Below are 23,351 nucleotides of genomic sequence, written 5' to 3'. Positions count from 1 at the left end.
CAAGCGTCCAATGCGGGCGGACCTGGGAGAGAGGAGATGCATCTTTACCAGTCACTTAGGAAGATCGGCCATGGCATAGCCTTCAATGAAGTGCTGACGGTCGTTATCGTCAACAAAGGGCTGAGTGCTTCCCCACTGCGCGGCCGAAAAATTGGGGAACTCTGAGAGGAAGTCACACGCCGTCGCTCGGGCCTCGTCGATAAGCCCGAGCCGGGCGAGTGCTGCAGCCAGATTGCGTTTCGAGCCTGGACCGCCCGCTTGCGGTTGGCGAAGTGTAGCTACAGCTTCTTGATACCGACGAGCCGCATACTGAGCCCAGCCCAGAAACGAGTAATAGTCGCCCGGAGGGGATGGGTTGAGCCGGAAAGCGTTCTCGGCGGACTCTACTGCTTCAGTCGCCCGTCCTTGAAAAACCCGGAGATCCGCAAGCAGCGACCAGCCCTCTGCGTGGTTGGGATTGAGCCGAAGCCCGTGCTCAAACTGAGCGATGCCAGCTTCGAATTCTCCTTCATAAGCTCGCAGATAGCCCAGAACAATATGAGCGTCCGCGTTCTCTGAATCGATCTCGACAGCCCTTTCAGCTGCCACTCGCGCAAAGGCGCGGTGCTCCACCGTCTCGCTTTCATAGTATAGCGCGTCGAAATGATGGCTCATCGCTAGCCAAGCATGCGCCCCGGCAAATTCAGGGTCGATCTCGATGGCCCTGCTCAGAAGCGGGCGAGCCAGCCTGGTCTCTCGGAGAGATTGGGTAGCGAGTGCCCGACCGCGAACAAACAGGTCGTATGCCTGCAGGTTCGTGGTTCTGTGACTTGGAGCGGGCCTTGCAGCAGGCAACGTGCCCGCGAGTGCCGCTACGACCTTACTTACGACCTCGTCCTGCAGCGCGAATATGTCAGCGAGATCACGATCAAACCGCTCGGCCCACAAGCAGTTGCCATGTGTTGCGTCGATGAGTTGCGTATTAATCCGGGTGCGCGTCTGCGCACGCCGGACGCTGCCTTCGACGAGATACCGCACGCCGAGCTGCGCGGCGATCCGGCGTAAATCAATAGATCTGTCCTTGTAAGCAAGACTGGAATGCGCGGCGATTACAAGGAGGCCCTTCACCTTTGAGAGATCAGTGATTAGGTCCTCGGCGAGACCTTCTGCAAAATACTCCTGTTCTCGATCATTGCTGGACGTGACAAATGGCAACACAGCGATGGAGGCGAGTTGAGGGAGCTCGAGAGGAGTTGCTGAATCAACCTGCGGCTTCTCATCCCAACAGACCTTGTAAACGCGAATTGGTCGAGCGATGTTTTTCAGCGTGCAATCGCCTTGATCATCAAAGCGCAAAGGCAGCTTGCGATCTACGTGATCGTAAACGCTGTGACTGATGAACACGCCACCGGGTTCGGTCATGCTTTCCAACCGCGCCGCCACATTGACGCAGTCTCCGAACAGGTCTTCTTGATCAGAAAGAACGTCGCCGAGATTGATGCCTATGCGGAATGCGAGCCGTCGGTCTAAAGCGACCCCCTCGTTTCGTTCCGCAATTGCGCGCTGCAGGTCAACGGCACAGCGGACGGCTTCGATGGCACTGGCAAATTCCACAAACAGTCCGTCCCCTGCTGTTTTGAAAATGCGTCCCCTGTGGCTTCCCACCGCGGGCCGGATGACATCTCGCAAGAGCTTTTGTAGCCGTTCGTGAGTATCTTCCTCATCACGTTCCATCAAACGACTATACCCTGCGACATCGGCCGCAAGTATCACTGCCAGTCTCCTCTCGGGTCCGGCAGAAACCAAGGTTGGTTCGCTATCGCCTGGCATCCATAGACGTTACGCCGCAGGGAGCGGGCTTTCAATTAGGTTTAAAGTCGAAATCCGTCATGAAGTTCGACATGAGGAAATCTGATTGACATCGGGAGATGCCAGCACGGACATGTGGTCGCCCTCAATCGGTACCCCTTACAATGATCGAACGTCCGCATTATCAAGTCCACATAGACGAGCATGGCCTCTACGCCGTGATTGACACCGCGACGGGTTGTCCAGCTGAAGTTTGGTCAAGCAGCGTCAAGTTGACTCCGTCCGAAGCACTGCAGCTAATAACTCGGCTGAGGAGGCGGCGCACCGAAAACAAGAGAGCTGCTCCCCGGGAAATACCGAAGCTACACATATTCAATCAGCTAAGCGATAAATCTCCTGCGGCACAGTAAGCCAATGCCATCCTATCGTTTGCATCCGCGCATCGACCTCAGCGAACTTAGCTTTCAATAAGCTCGCTGCGAAGGCTACTCTCGCGTAAGATGAGCAAATGAAGACGCTTCTCAACCAAATTCAACTTTCGGCGTCGGATCTCGTCGGCCATGTCAACTGCGAGCATCTCACGTCCCTCGACCTCCAGGTCATGTCCGGCGCGGTTTCAAAGCCGGTGCAGTGGGATCCACTTCTAGACATCCTGAGGGAGCGCGGCTTTAGGCACGAGGCTGCCTTTGTTGATCACCTCACCTCGAGCGGTCTCTCTGTCGAAAAGATCGACGGCGTCGGCATCGAGGACGTCTGGGTGGCACAGACCCTCGCTGCCATGCGCCGAGGCCCCGATATCATAGTGCAGGCCGCTCTTCGCGATGGTCGCTGGGCTGGTCGCGCCGACATCCTGAGGCGCGTCGAGCGGCCAAGCGATCTCGGGCAGTGGTCCTATGAGGTTATGGATACCAAGCTGGCGCGGGAGACTCGAGGCGGCACCATACTGCAGCTCTGCCTGTACTCGGACCTGTTGGCATCCACCCAGGGACTGAAACCCCATGCGGCCTATGTTGTCGCGCCATGGTCTGACTTCGAGCCGCAGCGCTTTCGCCTGGACGACTTTGGAGCCTACTATCGAAAAGCGAAGCGGGCGGCGGAAGCGGCGACGCTGGCCGAACCGGCAGAGACCTACCCTCACCCGACGTCACACTGCGACATCTGTCGCTGGTACGATGCCTGCGACAAACGCCGACGCAATGACGATCACCTCTCCTTCGTCGCCGGTATTTCCCGGAACCAGATAGCGGAATTCGCTGAGCACGATATCAGGACGCTCGACCAGCTCGCCCACATGCCGCTACCCATGTCTTGGAAGCCAGAGCGTGGGGCGGTGCAGTCGTTCACGAGGGTTCGGGAGCAAGCGCGGATACAGGCGGAATCAAGGCAATCGGGAGAGCCTCGGTTTGAGCTGGTTGAAGTCCAACCAGGTCTCGGGTTGTCCGCGTTGCCCGAACCCAATCCCGGCGACGTGTTCTTCGATCTCGAAGGTGACCCCTTTGTTGGCGAACATGGATTGGAATACCTGTTCGGGTATCATTACCGGAGCGCAGACGGCGAAGCGCAGTGCGTAAGTGATTGGGCATTCGATCGAGAGGCCGAGAAGACGGCGTTCGAGCGCTTTGTCGATTTCATCGTCGAGAGAAAGGAGGCCTATCCTGGCCTCCACATATACCACTTCGCTCCTTATGAACCGGCTGCCTTGAAGAGGTTGATGGGGCGCTACGCCTCCCGTGAAGAGGAGATCGATCAGCTTCTCCGGAATCTCGTCTTCGTGGATCTCTACAGCGTCATTCGAAACGCATTGCGTGCGAGTGTCGAGAGCTACTCCATCAAACGGCTTGAACAGTTTTATGGATATGAGCGCATGATAGCTCTACGGGACGCAAACGTGGCATTGGCGTCGCTCCAAGCAGGGCTGGAGCTTGAAGACATCTCATCAATTACGCAGGGCGAAAAGGATATCGTTCGAGGCTACAACGAGGATGACTGCGTCTCTACCAAGTATCTCAGGGACTGGCTGGAAGAGCGGCGCGACGAGCTTGTCGCGACCGGCGTCAGTGTTCCTCGTAGACCGCGCATGGACGAAGCCCCCAGCGAAAAAGTATCCGCCCGCCAACGGCGCGTCGCCGAACTGTCCGAACGGCTTTTGACCGGCATCTCGGTTGATCCCGAACAGCGTTCGCCACAAGAGCAGGCGCAATGGATTCTCGCAAACATCCTCGATTGGCATCGTCGTGAAGATAAGGCGTCTTACTGGGAAAAATTCCGGCTCAGGGATCTCAGTGTTGATGAGCTACTAGACGAGCGCGCGGCGATTTCCGGACTTTCCTTTGTTGAGGAGGTCCCGGGAGGCAAAGGTAAAATTCCGGTTCATCGTTACACGTTCCCGCCTCAGGATACCGACGTTCGCGCCGATAAGTCGCTTTTTCAGCCCGGCGGCGCACCGCTCGGGACCTCCCTCGACATTGCCAGTGACCAATTCACGATCGACATAAAGAAGAGAGGGGATACCGCCACTGTCCATCCCGAAGCTGTGTTTTTCCATGAGCATATCGCGGCCGACGAGCAGGCCGAGGCTCTTCTGCGGTTGGGCGAGTACGTGGCTGGCGAGGGTATAACGGGTGACGGCCGATATCAGGCAGCCCGAGAACTGCTGCTCCGCGTGCCCCCATATATCGGTGGCGAGCCTCTGCAAAACGAAGGGGAAAGCACTCTCGATGCGGCGATCCGCATAGCGGCCAAGATGGAACGAGGCGTCCTGCCGATCCAAGGTCCGCCAGGCACGGGCAAGTCGCACACAGGTGCGCGAATGATCTGTCAGTTCGTTGCCGACGGAAAGAAGGTCGGAATAACGGCCAACAGCCATAAGGTGATCCGCAACCTCCTCGACAAGGCGATGGAAGCCGCGCAAGAGATGGCCATCGATATTCGTTGCGTCCAGAAGCCCGAGGCTGGCAACACCGAGGCGAGTACCGCGCATCTCCTCTTTGCGAAAAGAAACGAAGATCTACTGGATGTGATGAAGTTGGGGCAACGAGACGTTGCCGGGGCAACCAGCTTCCTTTGGGCTCGCCCGGACGCCGAAGACGTGCTGGACGTTCTATTCGTTGACGAAGCTGCCCAGATGTCGCTCGCTAATGTGCTCGCTGTGTCGCACGCAGCCAAACGGTTGGTGTTGCTGGGCGATCCACAACAACTTGACCAGCCCACACAAGGCACCCATCCCGATGGGGTCGGTGTTTCGTCCCTCGAGCATGTTCTCGGAGAACGGCAGACTATTGATCGCGATCAAGGGCTTTTTCTCGCCGAGACCTGGCGGATGCAACCAGACGTCTGTGATTTCATTTCCGAGCTTTTCTACGAAGGGAAACTGGCCCCGATCGTTTCATGCGGCCAGCAAGAAATCCTCTCCGAAGGGCCGATAAAGGGATCGGGCTTGAGATACCTGCCTGTCGAGCACTCGGGCAACGCCAGCTCATCGATCGAAGAAGCCAATGCCGTAGCGTCTTTGGTATCCCGGATCCTCGAGTGCGGACCAACGTGGTTGGACCGCAAGGGCCAGGTGGCATCGCTTTCCATCGACGATATTGTGATCATTACGCCATACAATGCTCAGGTCCTCGAAATCCAGAAACGACTGCCCACCGCCAGAGTGGGAACGGTCGACAAGTTCCAGGGCCAGGAAGCGCCAATTGCGATCTATACCATGGCAACTTCGAGCTATGCCGAAGCTCCCCGGGGCATGGAGTTCCTCTATAGCGCCAATCGTTTCAACGTCGCTATCTCGCGGGCGAAGTGCTTAGCGATCCTGGTCGCCTCCCCGGCAATCTTCGATGCCGACTGCAAGACGCCGAGACAGATGCAGTTGGCCAACGCTTTCTGCAGGTATTTAGAACTGGCCGAAGTGGTCGGCAGCCAGTGAAACGCTCCGCTTCCCAGCCAAAAACAGCGCTTATTCGTCGGCACCCCCTGAAGACGCCCGTGCAAGGATGAAGTGCTCGCCGGCCAAGGGCTTCGCACGGGACAAGTCGCTGCGTCTGGGCACCTATTTTTGATAGCTTAGCGCCCATCTCGTGGGCGTGTCCTCGCGAGAGGGCGGTTCCACACGAAATCCGAATAGCCGAGATTCGGCGCTCTCGTTCCGTGGTTGATGTGCCATAGCTGTTGGCTGCCCAATTCGCATACCTCGAATTTAAGATCACCACCCTTATTCTGCCGCCCTTCTTACCAGCCGTGCCGGTAGCTACGTGCGTCAGCGTCTTGGCATCTAGCAGCAAGTAATTGGCGTCCAGCGGCAACCTGAGGTTCTGGACGCTTCTTATATGCGGGTTGTCGTGATGGCCCACGGCAATTCGAGCGAGACCGCCCGACGATGAGGCGGCCACGGAAAAGGAAATCACAATGCGAAAGTTAACCGCAATCGCAATCGCGGCGGCGAGTTTTCTCGCTGCTGTGCCGGCGAATAGTGCCGATTATCGGAAGGTCGACTTCGATACCGTCGCAATATCCGGTCCTATCGAGTTTGGTGACGAAACCAAGTTCAGGGCCGCTGTCAGCGAGGTCAAGATAACCCAACTCACGGATGCAGGCGTGATTTTGCTCGTCGATACACCCGGCGGCAACGTATACGCTGCGCGCCAGATTGCGGCGGGGATACTATCGGCCCGGATCAAAGGCATACCCACGACAGTAGTGGTCCGTGCGGGATCGGTCTGTGCGTCGTCCTGCGTGGTGATGTTCGCAGCCGCCACAACACGCATCGTCGAGGTCGGCGGCACCAAGGATGGCAAGAGGATACCGTCGGGGGCCCTCTACGTTCACACCCTGGCGATCGATGGCAATGAGACGGAAGCCACGATGGCTGCGTCCGTCGAGCTTGCGCGGGTCATGAAGGAAGTAGGGACTCCTGATCCTGTCCTCGCCAAGTTGCTACTGACCGGGAGCCGCGACGGAAAGCGGCTCGACGCGAGAGATTTGAAGGGTTGGGACAACACAGTCCTCGTTCCCTTCCATGGTTCCGAACCGCGATGATCACCAAAGGAGCTACGAACTTGATCAGGACCTTGCTTACCGCAGCTATCGTAGTCGGTAGTTGCGTTGGTGTTGCCAGTGCCCAAGACATTGTTCTTTGTGGGTTCGTTTCCAAGAAGACCGGCGAGGATATCGGGTACAACCTGGCCGTCGAGCCCGACAACCCGAGAGCAGTCGAAACCGCCTTCTACAAGGGCAACGAGGAAATCCGCCATCTAAACGGTGGACAGCCGTACTGGTATATCTCGAAGTCCCCTAACGGTGGCCGGAACTACACCTATGGTCCCGATCCCCGTTACGTCATATCGGTTGCCCCCGGCTCACCTCAGCGCGTTAGCCTTCAAGCTGGCCGATTTGATAGCTGGAAAGCGGGCCTCTTCGTCAACAATAGGCTGATATCCAAGCCCTATGGTTTCTGCATGGTACCAGTGGCGGTAGAGCCCAGCGTCCCGTCGGTTGAGCAACTGCCTAACCTGTCCGCCCAGCAGCCAAGCATGCCTCAGCAGCTGGCGAACGAGCCTTTGCAAGCAACCAGCGACGCCAGCGACGATCTCGGTGCGGCCTTCGATGCCAACCAATGAGACCCGTGCCATCGGCCTCACGCGGTCCCGCGACTGCATCTATTCAGTAACGGACCAGTTGATAAGTCCCGACAGGCCAGCCAGCGGTGACGTCCTTTCCGCCGTACGTTCCACAATGTTTGAACCGCAGCTGCTCTGAAGCCTGCGCTCCTTCTCGTTGGCTAAAACCTTCCCGCCTTCGCCGCCCCTATTCTTCCCTGAATGCGCGGCTGAATTGGTCCATCAGTGGCTTCGAGAGAAACGACATCGCAGTCCGCTCCTGCGTCGAGACGAAAGCCTCCACGGGCATTCCCGGAACGAGCTTGTTGTTTCCCAGTTTTGCCAGTTCAGCCGGCGAAACGACAATGTCGGCCAGGTAATAGGTCTGCCCGGTCGATGGGTCGCTGCTGGTCGCGGCAGAGACGTAGTCGACCTTGCCGTGGAGTTCGGGCGTAGCCCGCTGGTTGAAGGCTGAGAAGCGAAGTTTGGCCGGTTGGCCGACAAACATCTGATCAATATCGGTCGGCGACAGTTTCGCCTGTATCTTCAAAGCTGCGTCGGCAGGGACGAGCGTCACCAGCTTTTCAGCCGGCGTGATGACACCGCCGATCGTATGAATGGAGAGCTCGTTGACGGTACCTGATAGCGGCGCCCTGATATCGGTGCGAGCCAGACGATCCTCGATGGCGACGCGACGCTCCAAGAGCTCTGACAGTTTCGGTTCGACCTCGCTGAGTTCCCGCTGCGCCTCGGTCCGTGCGGTTTCATCGATCGCGAGGATCTGGAGCTGGATTTCGCTCATTCGGGCGCGAGCGCGGGCGATATTCGCCTGAATCTCGGCGCGCTCTCCGACAAGCTTTGCCATCTCCCGGTCGATCACGTATTTGCGCGACGTTTCCATCAACCGCTTGTCGGTCAATCCCTTGATCTTGTCGTGCTCGGTCTGCACAAGGGCGATCTCGTCGGCTTTCGAATTGCTCTGCGACGTCAGTCCCCTTATTTCCTCGTCCAGTTGCGATATGCCCAGTTCCAGCTGTTGCTTCTGGCTCTTTCGATTTAGATGATTGCCTTCGAATAGGCGGTTTTCGCCGAAGAAGATGCTTGGGAATTCGTCGCGCTTGACGATGAGTTCCGGCGTAAATTCGATCCTGTCCAGATTGTCGCGCTCGGCCATGAGCCGCGCCCGACGGGCCAGCAGTTCGACGAGCTGGGTGCGAACGATCGAAAGTTCGGCGCGGGTCTGGGCGTCGTCGAGCCGAAGCAGGATCTGGCCCTTGTGGACGAAATCGCCCTCCTTGACGGCGATCTCGCTAACGATGCCACCGTCACGGTGCTGTATCGCTTTCAAGTTCTGATCGACCGCGACCACGCCCGATGCGATCACCGCGCCGCTGAGCCGCGTGGTGGCTGCCCATCCGCCCGCGCCGGCGAAAAGCAGCGTGCCAAGCATGACGCCGGCGAAAACCCGCGCGCCCACCGGAAAGGTATTGTCGTCTTCGACATCCAGATCGGGGTGCCGCATCTTCCGTTCACTCCTGCCAAACATCGCTCACTCCAATCCGCCACAGGGCACGGCTCACTCAGGCGTTTTCCACAATCATCAACAGATGATGGCCGCTCAGGTTGATGGTCATCTCGAAGTGGTCGTCCTGGTCCATGTCGACCTCCACCAGTGTTTCCTCGAGTTCACCCGTGCCCTGGTGCCGGACCCGGATCGGCAGGACATCAGCCTTCGCATCCTCACCGTAAGCGTCCTCAAAACGGTCCTCGAGACTGTCCAAGACCTCCTCGAAGATCTGGTATTTCGACATCTCGATCCGGTCGCCGACCATGAAGTCGAGGATCTGGTGGATGACCTCGGCGCCGGAGCTGCCTTTCGGAATCTGGAAATTGAACGTGTCGGCGCCCTCTCCTCCGGAAAGGACGACGGCTGCCGTCGACACCAGCACGGCGTCGTCACCGGACCCGCCAATGAATTGCTCGAACCCGTCGATGACGTCGCGGCCGACGTCGAAGCCGGTCGCGATGCCGGATGCCAGGTCGATGAGAACCCCGTGCGCAGCATCCGAATAATCCAGGGTGTCGAAGCCGGCCTCACCCCGATAGCAATCGTCGGAGCTATCGGCTGCTGCGAGCACCAGGTCATTGCCCGCGCCCGCGTTGACATTGTCGGCCCCTTGACCGTCGCTTACGCAGTCGTCGCCGCCGTTGCCGATCAGCGTATCGTCATCGCTGCCGCCGGTGATCGTATCGTTGCCTTCACCGCCCTTGACCACCTCGAAATTCGTGATGCGATCATTGCCGATCTCGCCGCCGCTGGCGCTCGCCGCGGCAAGATCGACGACGAGCGACATCAGCGATGCCGAATAGTCGAGCATGTCGACGCCCTGGCCGCCGTCATAAGTGTCGGCGGCCAGGTCCGCATCGCCGGCGACCATGTCGTTGCCGTCGCCGCCGCGTACGACGTCCTCTCCGGCACCGCCGGCGAGAAAATCGTCGCCCTCGCTACCGTCGATCACGTCGGAACCGGCCTCTCCGAAGACAATGTCGTTTCCATCGCCGCCGTCGAGCCTGTCATCGCCGTCATCGCCGGCGAGGAGGTCGTTGCCCCCCTCCCCGGCTACGACGTCTTCTCCCCCGCCTCCAAAAAGCATGTCGTCATCGTCGCCGCCGCTGATTGTGTCGTTGCCGGCCTCACCGAAAATGATGTCGCGACCGGCATCGCCGAACAGGCGATCATCGCCGTCGCCGCCCCATAGTTGATCGTCGCCCGCGCCACCCAGGACAATGTCGTTGCCGATGCCAGCAAAGACGACGTCGTTACCGCTGCCAGCGACGATGTGGTCGCTTCCCGCGCCGCCGAACACCGTGTCACTGCCGCTGCGGCTGTCGATGTTATCGTCGCCATCACGTCCATCAATGTTGTCGGCACAGTCGGTGCCAAGCATGACGTCGTCGCCGGCGGTGCCAACGACCGGCGGCCTCGTCAGCACGTTGAACATCGCAGTCTGAGCCACGGAGAATTCGCCATCGGTAATCTGGTAGCTTATGGTGACCGGACCGAGCGTCGAGGGATCGAACAACCAGCCATCCGCCGTCTGCGTGATATCACCCGATGACACGGTGATATTTTGGACCTTGAGAGCGTCGCCGTCCGGATCCCAGGCGCCGCGCAAGAGGTCGGCCAAGCCGATCACCGTCATCGCGCAGCCGTAGACATCCAGGAGATAGATCGGACCGCTGGTCCGGCAGGCGCGGTTTGCTGCCTTGCCGTCCGGATTTCGCTCATCGGCAGCCTCATCTTCGATGAGGTCGTCACCGCCTGGAGTGGCGGCGGCGTTTTCGCGCCCTGGCGCGAAACCTCCCGGATGATCGGACCCGCCGCTGGCAGTATTCGCACCACCTTTCGCCGTCCAGGCGTTGTCGTTGGCAGCCGGGAACGATACGGTAATTCCGCCCATTCTTTTCAGAAGCTCAAAGCTCGGAAGCTTCAGGTTCTGGAACTCGAACGCCGGCAGATCGCTTGGCATAAAGTCGTTCGGCTCACGGTAGGCGAAGGATCGCTCGCCGGAGCGCTTCGGTCCATCCGCTTCCAGGAAAAACCCTTCCGCAACCGGACCTGGATCAGGCGCACTCGACGGAACAACCTCCGGCGCCGTTGGCGTCGGCTCTCCGGCAGCATCCTCCGGCTCAGCCGGCTCCGCCCTTGCCAAACTTGGGAAAGCGCTCTTCAGGTAGAGCGCAAGCCCCGTGAGAAGCACGGTGAAGAAAGCGGGTGCGCTCGAACGCTTGTCCTCATTCTTCAAGACATAGTGCTCGTAGGACTCCGTTGTCCCTGGCGTAACGGTCTTGGTTCCCTTGACGTCAATCATTCCGACATCCTCGATGCCATGCGGTGCGGGGCGTGGGCGGCCGGCGCAGGTCGGCTTTCAACGGGAGCGGCCGCTTTCATGATTTCATCCTTCGGTCCGAACGCGATCATCTTGCCGTTCTGGATGACGGCGACCAGATCGACCGCCGTCAGCGCACTTGGCCGGTGGGCAATCACAACGGCGATGCCACCGCGCGCTCGAACGGACTTGATCGCCTGGGTAAGCGCCATCTCCCCTTCGGCATCCAGGTTCGAGTTGGGCTCGTCCATGACCACGACGAACGGATTGCGATAGAGGGCGCGTGCCAAACCAATGCGCTGACGCTGTCCGGCCGACAACGACGCGCCCTGCGGGCCAAGGGCCGTGCGATACCCATCCGGCATTCGCACAATCATTTCATGAATGCCCGTGATTTGTGCGGCCTCGACGATCGCGCGAGGATCGGCCTGTGGCTCAAGCCGCGAGATATTCTCTTCAACGGTTGCGTCGAGGAGTGCCACGTCCTGCGGAAGGTAGCCGATAAACTGGCCAAGGTTGCTGTCGGTCCATTGCGTGAGCTCCGCATCGTCGAGCCGGATGCAGCCGCGCAGCGTCGGCCATATACCGGTCATGGCTCGTGCCAGGGTCGTTTTCCCTCCCCCGCTCGGCCCAATGATGCCGAGCGCCTGGCCGGCTCTGATCTCGAAGCTGACTTCGCTGAGCAAAACACGGCCCGATCCGGGTGCTGCGATGGTGATCTTCTCCACCTTCAGGGTATCGACGGGAGCGGGCAGAAGCAGCGGCGCATCCATGCCCGCGAGAGCAATGACAGTCTCCTTCAGCCGGTGGAACGCAGTGCGCGCGGCAACGACGCCCTTCCAGTTTCCGATTGCAAGATCAACCGGCGCAAGCGCACGGGCCGATGCCACGGAGGCGGCGACAATGGCGCCGGCAGAGAGCTCGCCCCTTATCGTAAGCCAGGCGCCGAGGCCAAGGACGGCCGATTGCAGGACCATGCGGAGCACCCGCGACAGGGCGCCGAACGTTCCGCTGATATCGTTGGTGCGCGTCTGCAGCTCCAGATGTTCCTGATTGGCCTGCCGGAAGCGATCGACGGCCCTGCCTGCAAATCCCATCGCCTTCAGGATGTCGGCGTTACGCGCATTCGAATCCGCGATGGCGTTGCGGGTAATTGCGGCCTGATGAGTGGCGCCAGCCAGGCGGCGGGTCATGAGCTCCGTCACGATTGTCAGGATGGACAGAACGAATGCGCCGGCGAAAGTGAGCGCGCCGAGATAGGGATGGAGCATATAGACGAAGATCAGGTAGAGCGGCATCCAGGGCAGGTCGAACAGGGCTACCGGTCCCTGGCTGCCGAGAAAGCCGCGAAGGGTATCGACGTCTCTGCCTCGTTCCAGTGCCTCTGCCGTGGAAAACCCGAACCGCGGCATGTCGATCGCGACCTGATGTGCCATCGGCGCAATTTTCCGATCGAGACGCGCGCCGACACGAACAAGCACCTGCGAGCGAATGATGTCGAACAAACCTTGGAACAGATAAAGGCCCACCGCCAGCAGCGACAGGCCGAGCAATGTCGGAATGCTGCCGCTTGTAAGCGCGCGATCATATATCTGCAGCATGTAGAAGGAGCCGGTCAAAGCCAGAATATTGATGACGCCGGACGTTATGAAGAGAAAAACGAATATTCCTCGAAATCCTCGCGTGAGGCTTTCCGCGTTTTTCCGCCTGGTTCCGGTCAAAGGGGCCTTGGAGCGCATATTCGGGTACCGTTTCACTGTTGAACGAGTTGATTGGCTGCAGCAATTTCAGGTTTGAGCTCGGGACTGCGTGCGCATTGGACGATCAATCTCGAACCGATTGCGATTGGCGCGACGCACGATCCAGCCACTCGTGCCTCCGGGGAGAGGTGTGGCGGGCCGGAAAGTCGGCTCGCCACACTTTGCGGACTACAGATTGAAATCCGTGCTTGTGAGATTATGCGTGCCCTTGATGCTGAGGCGCAGCTCGGCGGCATTGTCGTCGTCGACGTTCGCCTGCACGACCGTATAGTCACCGTCTTCACGCGTTTCATGCGTGACGATCAGTTGAGCCGCACTGCTCAGCGTCGATGCCGCGACCAGCGTGAAGGACTGGTTGCCACTGGCGCCGCCATTGGCATCGATGCCGCTGAAGTCGATTTTGTCCCCGGGCTGGAAGCTGACGATCGTATCACCGTCGGCGTCCGCTTCGGAAAGGAACCGGAAGGTGTCACTGCCGGCGCCCCCATCGATAACGTTTGCCGCGCGACTGGCGGTGATCGTATCGGCCCCTGAGCCGGTGACGACGTTTTCGACGTTCCAAACCATGTCGCTGCCGGACTGACTGCTCGATACGCTTCCCCTGCCCATGAAGCCATTGCCGAGATCGACCGTCAGGTTGGCGGTGATCGCTGCCATGTCGAGCGTATCGCTTCCGGCATCGCCGTAGTATGTGTCGTCGCCGTCACCGGCCTCGGCGACGAAGAGATCGTCGCCCTCCCCGCCGTACGCAGTGTCGTTGCCGGCACCGGTGTGGATCAGGTCATTTCCGGCATCGCCGAAGATCCGATCGGACCCTGCATCGCCGTAGAGCATGTCGTTGCCGGCCCCGCCGAGGAGGTCATCATTGCCCATGCCGCCGAAGACGATGTCGTTGCCGCCTTCGGCACTCATGAAGTCGTCACCATCCTCGCCGCGCATGATGTCGGCACCACCGCCGCCGATGGCCGTATCGTTGCCGCCAAGGGCGATGATCGTCTCGCCATTTGCAGTGCCGAGAAGCACGTCGGCATTGGCTGTGCCGACCATGGCCGGTCCGGTCGTTGCTTCGGTGGCCGGCGCCGGCGTATCGTCGCCGTCTTGTTCATTATCGTCACCGGCCGGTGTGTCGTCTTCGCCGCCGACCTGCGGCATGCCGCCGGACGCGGTGAACGTGATACTGTGTTCGCCGCAGGTCATGGTCGTCACGCCATTTTCCGTCGTCGTCGTATAGTCGGCCGCCGTCTTTCCATCGGGCAATTCGATCACGTCCTGCGGCCGCAGCGTACCGACGATCGTGTCGTTGCCGCCGTTCGACCTGAAGACGATCCGATGTGCGGAGGTCAGCGCCGAGATATCGATTGTGTCGTCTCCCAGGTCACCGTCGATCGTAATGGTGTTGAGACGCAGGCTGGTTCCGGAGAAATCGCCGATAATCTGGAAGGTGTCGTTGCCCGCTGCACCGTTGACGACGGGTTCGACGTTGTTGATGCGGATTTCCTCGATGTCGCGCAGTTCTGCGATGATCGAAGCCGCGTTGGTGCCGTTGCGGGTAATGATGATCTCGGTGGCGGCATTGATGCCGTTGAGATTGTTGCCCGCGACCGCGTCGAAGGCCGCCCGGGTGTAGATCCGGTAGATTTCGGCCGTCGTATTGCCGCTGATGACGAAGGTATCGCCAACCGCTCCCTCGTTACCGCCGTCGATCACGTCCCGGCCATCGGTCACGTTCCCGGCTGGGGGTGGTGGCGGGTTGGCGTTCCAGTTGAACGTATCGTCGCCGTCCTGGCCGTTCAGCGTATCGTTGCCTGTGCCACCGTTGATGATGTCGTTGCCCGCCCCGGCATTGACCGTGTCATTGCCGGCAAGGGCGTTGATCGTATCGGCGCCGGCCGTGCCGGGGATCGTCGTGCCCGCGGCTGTCCCGTTGATCGTGTTGGTGGCGGTGGCCAGTATGAAGTCCGACGTCGTGATATTGGCTGGAGCGATGCCGTTGATGCGTATGGTGCCAATGGTGGCTCCGCCCGCATCGCGTACAGTGAGGAGCGTATTGTTGGCGCCGCCGACGGCGGCGATCCCGACGCGCGTTGCGAAGTTGACTGCGGTGATACCGAAGGTGCTGAGATCGATGAGGTCCTGTGTCGCAGCGGTTCCGCCGGTGGCATCGAAATTGTTGACGATGTCATCGCCGAACCCGAGGGCATTGTAGATCAGGACGTCGTTGCCGCCGTCGTTGGCCAGCAGGTTGATCGTGTCGTTGCCCGTGCCGCCGATGATATTGTCGACGTCGTTGCCGATGCCGCCGCTCAAGGTATCGTCGCCCTGACCGCCGTCAATCAGATCGTTGCCGTTGCCGCCATCGATCGTATCGCCGCCGCCACCGCCGAACAGCTGGTTGTTCGAGCCATTGCCGGTAATAACATTGGCGAGACCGTTGCCGCTGCCGTTGATCGCGGCTGCGCCGGTCAGCGTCAGATTTTCGACTTCTGCACCGAGCGTATAGGTGATCGACGCATTGACGACGTCGGCCGTGCCACCGCCGGCGAGTTCCGTTACCACGTCGCCGGCATCGTCGACGATATAGGTGTCGTTATCGGCACCACCCTGCATGTTGTCGGCTTCCGTGCCGCCGTTCAGGGTATCGGTGCCGGCGCCACCAATCAGCGTGTCGGTACCAATGCCGCCGTTCAGCGTGTCGTTGCCACCGAGGCCGCTCAGCGTATCGGCAAGATCGCCGCCGCTGATGATGTTGTTGCCCGCATTGCCTGTGCCGACGAACTGGTCGGCATCGAGGCCGGTGTAGGTGAGGTTTTCGACATTCGCCATGGCCTCGATCGAAAGCGCGGCCATCAGGGTCTCGACGGTATCGGTGCCGGCGCCGGCTGCTTCGACGACGACGTCCTCCAGGTCATCGACGATATAGGTGTCATTGCCCGCAAGGCCGATCATGGTGTCGATTCCGAGACCGCCATCGATCACGTCATTGTCGCCGGCGCCCGAACCGCCGACGATGAGGTCGTCGCCGTCGCCGCCGTCGAGAACATTGTCGCCAGTCCCGCCGAAGATCAGATCGTTGCCGAGGCCACCGGTAATATCGTCGTTGGTGCCGTTCTCGCCGGCGATGAAGTTGTTCGCCGTCGATGCGGTGAGATCGATGGTGCGGTTACCGCCGCCATCGGCGCGGTTGACCAGGTAATCGGCGGCTCCCAGCAGGTAGCCTTCGTAGGTGGCATTGTTGAAGTTGATGCGTTCGACCCCGGTCTGAGCGTTGTTGCCGGTGTACTGACCGTTGACCGTGATCGTTTGCGTCACGTTGGTCGCGCCGCTCGGCATGGTGTAGTTGATGACCAGGTTTCCGGTGGCCGAGTTCGTGTTGTCGTCGAAGGCATTGAGCCCGGTCAGCGTCAGGATCGGCTCATCCGTGAGCGGATCGATGCCGGTGGTCGGCGCAAGGATCGAGATCAGGTCAGCCGTGCCGCCGCTCGTGGCGTTCACGGCTTCGTTGATCACGTCGTTTCCGTCGCCGAGGGAGAAGGAATAGATGTCGTTTCCCAGGCCGCCGTTGAGGGTGTCGACCCCGCCGTTGACGGCCGGAACGGTGAAGTTGACCGCAAGGTTGTCGATCGTTACGGACTCGCCGGTTTCGAGGCTGGACGCCACGAAGCGGATTGCGGCGTTGGCGGTGAAGGGCCCAGTGCCGAACTGAGTTAGGTCAATCGCGCGAGGGGTAATGGTGCTGGTCGAACTGATGATGTCGACCTGCACGAAGTTGCTCCCATCTCTCGAAAAGAACACAGTGACGTTGTCGTTGTCGGCACCGCCGTCCAGGCCATTCCTGGTCACGGTGTAGTTCAGCGTTGGGGCGGTCGCATTGCTGAGGTCAAGCGTGCGCTGGATTTGCGCGCCATCGCCGGCAAGGAATGCCAGCACATTATTGGAGGCATTGTTCGCAGCATTGCCATCGATCTGGATCTGGCCTGTGGTCGTGCTGTTGTTGTCAGCGGTTTCAATCCAATCCGGTCCCCAATTGGCCGACCCATCGGTGTTGCCGAAGCTGCTGCTGTTGAAGTTGTCGCCATAGCTGGAAAGTGCAACGCTGGCACCCGGACCGCCGACGAGGATATCGTTCCCGGCAAATCCGTTGAGCACGTCGGCGCCGGCAAGGCCGAGGATCAGTTCATTCCCTGCCGTGCCGTTGATGACCGGGCGGTTGTCCGACGGCGGCCCCTGCGGAGCCACGCCGTTGTCGCTGAACGGGGTACCGACGACCACGCCAACCGTGGCGTCGGAAAATTGCAGGCGTTCGATGTTGCGCAGCGAGTCCGTGCCCTCGATCGGATTGGCGCCGCCGGTATGGGAGACGCGCAACGTGCCGTCGGCGCCGGTCGCAAACGAGTAGTTCGCCATCACTTCGGAATAGACCGCAGTGTCGATGTCGCCCGATGTCGTGTCTGTCAGGATCTCGCGGACGATGGTCAGCTGTCCGGGGTTGATCGCCCCTTCGAGCATCCAGGCCGTCAGCGGCTTCGTCACGCCGTTCAGCGTCACGTTCGCCGTCATGCGCGAGGCGCTGGCGATTTCCGGGCCGGTGCCGCCGTTCGGACCGACATTCTGCCGGATGCTGATGCGCACGTTGAGCCACTTGTCGCCGTCGATGATGTCGTCGCCGGCATTGCCCTTGATCGTGTCGCTGCCGTCACCGCCGAGAATGATGTCCCCGGCCGCGAAGGAGGTCACGCCAGCCCCCACCACGCCCTGAAGGCCGTTGATCAGGGCAATCCCCTGCGCATCGAGCGCGCTGCCGAGGAAGCCCGTCCCGCCGCCCTGAGCAAGCGGCAGGAGACTTGCCGCATCCTCGTTGGACCCGGCGAGAATGTCGTTGAACCGCGTGCCGGACAGGCCGTTGACCGACTCGAACTCGTCGAGCGCGGTGTTCTGCGGCAGCGTCGGCGCCTCGTCGAAGACGATAGGGACCGAAAGATCTGCGTTCACAAAGGCGCTGTTTTCCTGGTAGGTCGCCCAGTCGAAGCCGGACATGCCGGCCATCTTGCCGCGGCCGGGGCTGCCGACGAAGATGTCGTCGCCGCCTTCACCGATAAACTCGTCGAAGCCACCGTCGCCGAGGAACACGTCGTTGCCGCGGATACCGTCGCGGGCGAAGATTTCATCGAAGTTGTCGCCAGGGGCACCGTCGAATGTGCCGGTTTCGAGCCAGTCGTCTCCCTCGTTGCCGAGGATGCGTTCGGCGTTCTTGTTGCCGAGAATGAAGTCGTTGCCGGTGCCGCCGAAGACTTCCGAACCCATGTCAGTGCCGAGCACGATGAAGTCCTGGCCGTCGCCGCCGAGCACGAGATCAAGGCCGGGGCCGGCGTGGACGACGTCGTTGCCTTCGTTGGCCTTGATGTTGTCGTCGCCGCCCGCGTCACGGATGATATCGTCACCGGCGCCGCCGTTGATGATGTCGTTGCCGAAGCCGCCCTCGAGCCTGTCGTTGCCACCGTCGCCAAACAGTGTGTCGTCGCCGATGCTGGCGATCAGCACGTCAGCCGCATCGGTGCCACCGAGCAGCACATGTTCATCGCCGGTGTAGCGCAGGTAGTTGGTGTCGAGGGTCGGTGTCTGCGGATTGTCGCGGATCACCAGCGGCGTCAGGATGCTGCCGCCGGTCGGATCGTTGCCGATATTGTCGGCGGCCTCGTTGACGGCCGTGGTCGGATCGTCTTCCAGGATGCCGTCGGCGCCCGCAGTTTCACCAAGGCCCGGATTGTATTGCCTGGTGCGGTCGATCTCGAGGATGAGGCCGGGCGTCGAGAAGACGTCGGATGGCAGGTGCGTAGCGTTGGTATTGCGCATGATCATTCCGGCGAAGGAATTGCCTTCCATCTCGCTGAACAGGTGCAAACCATCGAGGCGCTGCAGATAGTAGAAGCGGTCGCCGTTCTGCAGGCTTTCCATCTGCGTTTCGAAGACGAAGTTGAAGGTGGAGCCAAGCATGCCGCCGAAGGGCATGATCTTTTCGGCCAGACCACCAATCCAGAGATCGACCTTGTTCAGGCCGCCGAGATCGCCGGCGTAGATCCCCGTGCCGTTCAGGAACGCCAGCCGATCGGCTTCGTCCAGCGTGCCTCCGCCGAGGCCGACCAGGGCCATTGCGGCGGCGCGCTTCTCCTCGAGCGTCGTGGCGCTCGTCAGCGTCGAGTGCGTGCCGTAGGCCGCGATGAAATTGATGATCGAGGCTTCGTGCTTGAGGTTGCCGGCGAAGTCCACCCAGCTTTCATAGGGCTTCAGCAGCGAGTTCTCGTCGGTTGCTTCATAGAATTGGGCGCGTGCCTCGTTGAGAGTGGGAACGCCCGTATCACGACCGCGCGCCAGGTTGATGGTCGCAAGGTCGAGCGGCAAGCCGAGGAGGTTGTTGCGCAGCGCGCTGGTGACGAACTCGTCGATTTCGTTGCCCGCCTGGCGCGTCATGCCGCGAATGATGGCTCCGGCCGCGACCTCGGCGTCGATGGGGTTGTTACCGCCGTTGTTCGTGAACTGGACGGGATTGAGGAAGCCTTCGATCAGGCCGATCTGGTCCGGCGTGAAGGATGGGTCGAAACGGTCGATCGTTTCCGTCAGCATCGAATGACCGAAGCGATACACCACATGCGCAAACTCTGCCACGATCGAGGGGTCGATGGTGACGTCAAACCCGTCGGGAACAAGGAACACGTTGATGTTTGGCTGGATCTTGCGGGCGAACTCTTCAAAGACGAGATGCTGGTACTGCATCTCGGTGCCGAACTTTGCCGCCTGGAACAGGCGCTCGCCATCCCAAACCAGCGCATTTATTGCCGCTTGATCGGCGGGAACGGCAGTGACGTCATCGATCAGCCATTCGTTGAGGAAGGCGACAGCCTCCGCCTGGGTCGCTCCGCCTGCAAGCATGGCAGCCGCATCGGCGATGGTGACAGCCTTGGTGTGCTCTACCAGTCGATTATGCTCGGCATGGAAGACATGGTGGACCGCGGTCAGGCCGATATTCTCGTTGGCGCGGCCATCGCCCGCCACATAATGCGCATTAAGCAGTTCGTCGTCGTAGACACCCGGCAGGTTGCCGGGATTATCGAGACCGATTTCGATATCGCCGTCTGCAAGGCCGCCAGGCACCGCCGAATGGGCAATATCGGCGAGAAATGCGTGGCCCGTGCGCAAGGTATTCGCAGGCAGCAACGTACCAAGACCGCCGTTGGCCGCAGGATCAGCTTCCACCAGACCGGTCGTCGTCATGATCTGCACGAAACCATTCGGCCCGCGGATGAATTCGCCATAGGGGTCGGTCAGCAGCAGCGGAACATTGCCCACGTCGCTGTCGAGCAGCTGGATGCCAAGCAGATCGGCAGCCTGCGCCTTCAGGTCCGCCCAGGTGGCCATGCCGCCTTGCTGGCCCTGGATCAGTTCGCCGGTCGCGACCGGGCGCCCGTTGGCCATCACGTATTCGCGCAGGAACACCTGATGCGAGGGGTGCGACGTATAGGTCTGGTTCTGATCGACGAAGGACGTCGTGGTGTTGATCGGCCGGACATTGTCGGCGCTTTCATCGACAGCCGTGTTGGGGTTGTCGACGAGGATGCCATCTGCACCAGGACCAACGGTCGCGCGGGTCAAGACCATGAAATTGGTGCTGCTGCCGGGCACATAGAGCGGATCGTCCGGCATCAGGGGGATCATCACGGTGCCGCTTCCGCCCTTGCCGACGAGGTCGAGGCCGTGGTCGAAGAACTGGCCGAACAGCGTGAACCAGGAATTGAAAGGCGCCGAGAGGCCTTCGTCCGGCGCGCTGTTGGTGATGCGAAGGTTGGTGCCGTCGAGCTCGATGCCGTTATCGTCGAGCAAGGTTGTCAGCGTGGTGTATCCGGGATCGGTTTCCAGCGTCGTCCTGGCTAATTCGACCGCAGCGGCGGCATTGGCTGCGGCCGTCTGCAAGGCGGCATTGTTCGGGCTTGCCGCCGCGGCGGCGGAAGCGTTCGCATAGGCGCGTTGGGCATCGCCCAGAGCCTCGAACAGCGGCTGCAACGGTGCATAGGCGTCGGAAATTGTCCCGGTAATGACAAGGCCGGGATCATCGACGCCGGCGCGCTGCAGGGCTGTCAGGATCGCCGAAGGATTGCCAAGTGTCTGGTCGACAATGAGATTGGAGATGATGCGCACTTCAGGATCGATCACGTCGCCGGGGCCTGCGCGATTGCCGATGACCGTGCCGTCGGGAAGCGTCATCGTCGGGCCGTCGACATCGACGCCTGGCGTATAGGTAACCTGGGTCATCTGGACGCCAGGTCCCGGGTCGGCATCGACAAACAGCGTCCGGAAGTCGGTTCCGAGCCCCTCCCGGAACGGCTCGTCCGAAGAGCCCCAATTGGGATTGAGCAGATTGTTGTAGCTACCGTCGACGGTTCTGAGGCCCCAGGCCAGATTGTAGGTAGGGATCAGCCCGCCCGGACCGTATAGCGGTTGCCCGGCGGCATGCGCTTCGGCGATCTTGATTTGCGCGAGAATGAACTCGAGATCGGAACGAATATAGCTGACCATTTTGCTCTCCCTAGCACCAGCTGAATTTCTTCACCGCATGGTAAACTTGATGAAACTTGAACTATTCTCGTACGTTGCTTGGCGCACGAACGTCTTTTCTTGTCGACCGCGTTCGCGAACCAGATACAAACGCAAGAAAAGCCGACATAATCTTCGATGATGGGATAATGTCGCGAAGGGCACCGGACGGAATAGTTCCAAAGGTCCAGAGAATTGTGCGGACCTTCGTCGCCTGAAAGGAGGGACTTTGTACCCAAAGGAGAGCGTGACTTATGTCCCCGGCGATGAAGCCGCCACCGGCCGCGGCTCCTGGGCAATCCGCTTCTGGCACAGCCTTGATCTGACGACCCAATTCTTGCTCGTCGCTACCTTAATCATCGGCGGCTCGATGGCGATCCTCGGCGAGTGGCTGAGTTCGCAGATTGCCGCGAACCAGCTTCGGAGCCGAGCAGAATCCGGGGCCCTCTACATGGAGGGCTTCCTTGCCGGCCATATTGAAGAAGGCCCGGACGGCCCACGTGTTTCGGCCGAGCGTCAGCAGCAACTGGACAGGCTCCTGATCGGCACGGACCTGGCAACGCGCGTGGAGGGGTTCCGAATCTGGGAGCGGGACGGAACGGTTCTCTACAGCACTGACAAATCGCTTATGGGCAAGCGCCTTCCGTCAAAGGATATCGAGCAGGCGTTTGCTGGCCAGGTGGTGGCACAGCTGGAAACTGGACACGATGATAACGAGGACGGTGGACAGCCGGAACAGCGCCCGCTGATCGAAATCTATGGGCCGATCTATCGTTCCAACGTCCACGAGGTCATAGCGGTCGGAGAACTTTACGAGGAGGCTGGCGAGTTTATTGCGCAACGCGACCGGGTTCAACGAAGGACGTGGGCCATCGTTGGAGCAACGACGGTCGCCATCATGGGCCTGCTCTTCCTGATCGTTCGACGTGCCAGTAGGCTGATCCGGCGCCAGAGCGTGACGCTCAAGGCCCAACTCGCCAGCGCGCAAGCATTGGCGGAGCAGAACAGGCAGTTGCGCAAGACCGCCGATCAGGCGCGCATGGATGCCAGCAAATCAAACGAGGCTCTCTTGAACCGCATCGGTTCAGATCTGCACGACGGGCCGATACAGTTGCTCGGCCTGCTGATCCTCAGGCTGGGGACGCCGGCCCCGAAGACGCCTGGCGACCCGGCAGATGCCGTCGGCCCCTCGAACGTGACGCGAGCCGACATCTCGCCGCTTCGCCTGGCGGGCCAGGTGTTGACGGAGTTGCGGGAGCTCTCGACGGGCCTGGTACTTCCGGAGCTCGAAAACATGTCCTTGGAGGCCGCACTTCGCGTTGCCGTCGAGCGGCACGAGCATGCGACCGGGTCCATCGTAAAGGCCCGCTACAGGGGACTTCAGAAGAGTACCGCTCACCCACTGAAAATCTGTCTTTACCGCGTGGTTCAGGAAGGGCTCAACAATGCTTTTCATCACGCAGCCGGCCGCGATCAACGTGTTATCGCCATCGCGAACGAAGAGGCCATCACAATCGTAATCAGCGACGGTGGACCGGGTTTCTCACCAACTTCGACGACAGAAGCGCGCCGTAGGCCGCTGGGTCTGCAGGGAATTCGCAACCGGGTTGAAGCTTTTGCCGGCTCGGTACAAATCAGGCGGCGCGGCAAAGGGGGAATGCAACTCGTGACCCGCGTGCCACTCGAAATCAACAGCGCCTAGACCTGGCAAGAGCGGCGAAATAACGACGAGTTAGAGC

The 23,351-nt window shown here is 60.4% G+C and carries 9 protein-coding genes; 4 read left to right on the top strand and 5 right to left on the bottom strand.

All coding sequences use genetic code 11. The annotated features are described in order from the left end of the window. Window positions 1-51: 51 nt before the first annotated feature. Complete coding sequence (locus AS026_RS06420) at window positions 52-1,752, bottom strand: adenylate/guanylate cyclase domain-containing protein (protein WP_062369035.1); 1,701 nt, start codon at window positions 1,750-1,752, stop codon at window positions 52-54. A 544-nt stretch (window positions 1,753-2,296) separates the two neighbouring features. On the opposite strand from AS026_RS06420, the gene AS026_RS06415 reads away from it, so the two are divergent. From AS026_RS06415 to AS026_RS06405, 3 genes are all read left to right on the top strand, one after another. Continuing rightward, window positions 2,297-5,710 (top strand): TM0106 family RecB-like putative nuclease, encoded by a 3,414-nt coding sequence (locus AS026_RS06415; RefSeq protein ID WP_062369034.1) that lies wholly within the window; start codon window positions 2,297-2,299, stop codon window positions 5,708-5,710. 479 nt (window positions 5,711-6,189) lie between these two features. Next, window positions 6,190-6,819, top strand: coding sequence for a hypothetical protein (locus AS026_RS06410; protein WP_062369033.1), 630 nt, complete (start codon window positions 6,190-6,192; stop codon window positions 6,817-6,819). Between the two features lie 20 nt (window positions 6,820-6,839). Beyond that, entirely contained in the window at window positions 6,840-7,400 is a 561-nt protein-coding gene (locus tag AS026_RS06405; RefSeq protein WP_131815287.1) for a hypothetical protein, read from the top strand. Between the two features lie 187 nt (window positions 7,401-7,587). Here the strand turns inward: AS026_RS06405 and AS026_RS06400 are convergent, their stop codons facing one another. From AS026_RS06400 to AS026_RS41640, 4 genes are all read right to left on the bottom strand, one after another. Continuing rightward, a complete protein-coding gene (locus tag AS026_RS06400; protein WP_062369031.1) occupies window positions 7,588-8,925 on the bottom strand; it encodes an HlyD family type I secretion periplasmic adaptor subunit in 1,338 nt (445 codons plus the stop codon). Between the two features lie 34 nt (window positions 8,926-8,959). Then, entirely contained in the window at window positions 8,960-11,251 is a 2,292-nt protein-coding gene (locus AS026_RS06395) for a calcium-binding protein (protein WP_062369030.1), read from the bottom strand. Continuing rightward, window positions 11,248-13,008: a type I secretion system permease/ATPase gene (locus AS026_RS06390; protein WP_062369029.1), complete on the bottom strand. Its 1,761-nt coding sequence runs from the start codon at window positions 13,006-13,008 to the stop codon at window positions 11,248-11,250. The genes AS026_RS06395 and AS026_RS06390 overlap by 4 nt, the downstream gene beginning before the upstream one ends. A gap of 189 nt (window positions 13,009-13,197) precedes the next feature. After that, window positions 13,198-21,594 carry a peroxidase family protein gene (locus AS026_RS41640; protein WP_062369028.1) on the bottom strand — a complete coding sequence of 2,799 codons (8,397 nt, stop codon included), beginning with the start codon at window positions 21,592-21,594 and terminating at the stop codon, window positions 13,198-13,200. A 247-nt stretch (window positions 21,595-21,841) separates the two neighbouring features. Between AS026_RS41640 and AS026_RS06380 the strand changes: the two genes are divergently transcribed. Next, a complete protein-coding gene (locus AS026_RS06380; RefSeq protein WP_062369027.1) occupies window positions 21,842-23,314 on the top strand; it encodes a sensor histidine kinase in 1,473 nt (490 codons plus the stop codon). Window positions 23,315-23,351 lie beyond the last annotated feature (37 nt).

The sequence above is a fragment of the Rhizobium altiplani genome (assembly GCF_001542405.1).
GTDB classification, from domain to species: domain Bacteria; phylum Pseudomonadota; class Alphaproteobacteria; order Rhizobiales; family Rhizobiaceae; genus Rhizobium; species Rhizobium altiplani.
Note: the sequence above shows the minus strand (reverse complement) of the source record. Positions and strands in the feature narration are given on the sequence as shown.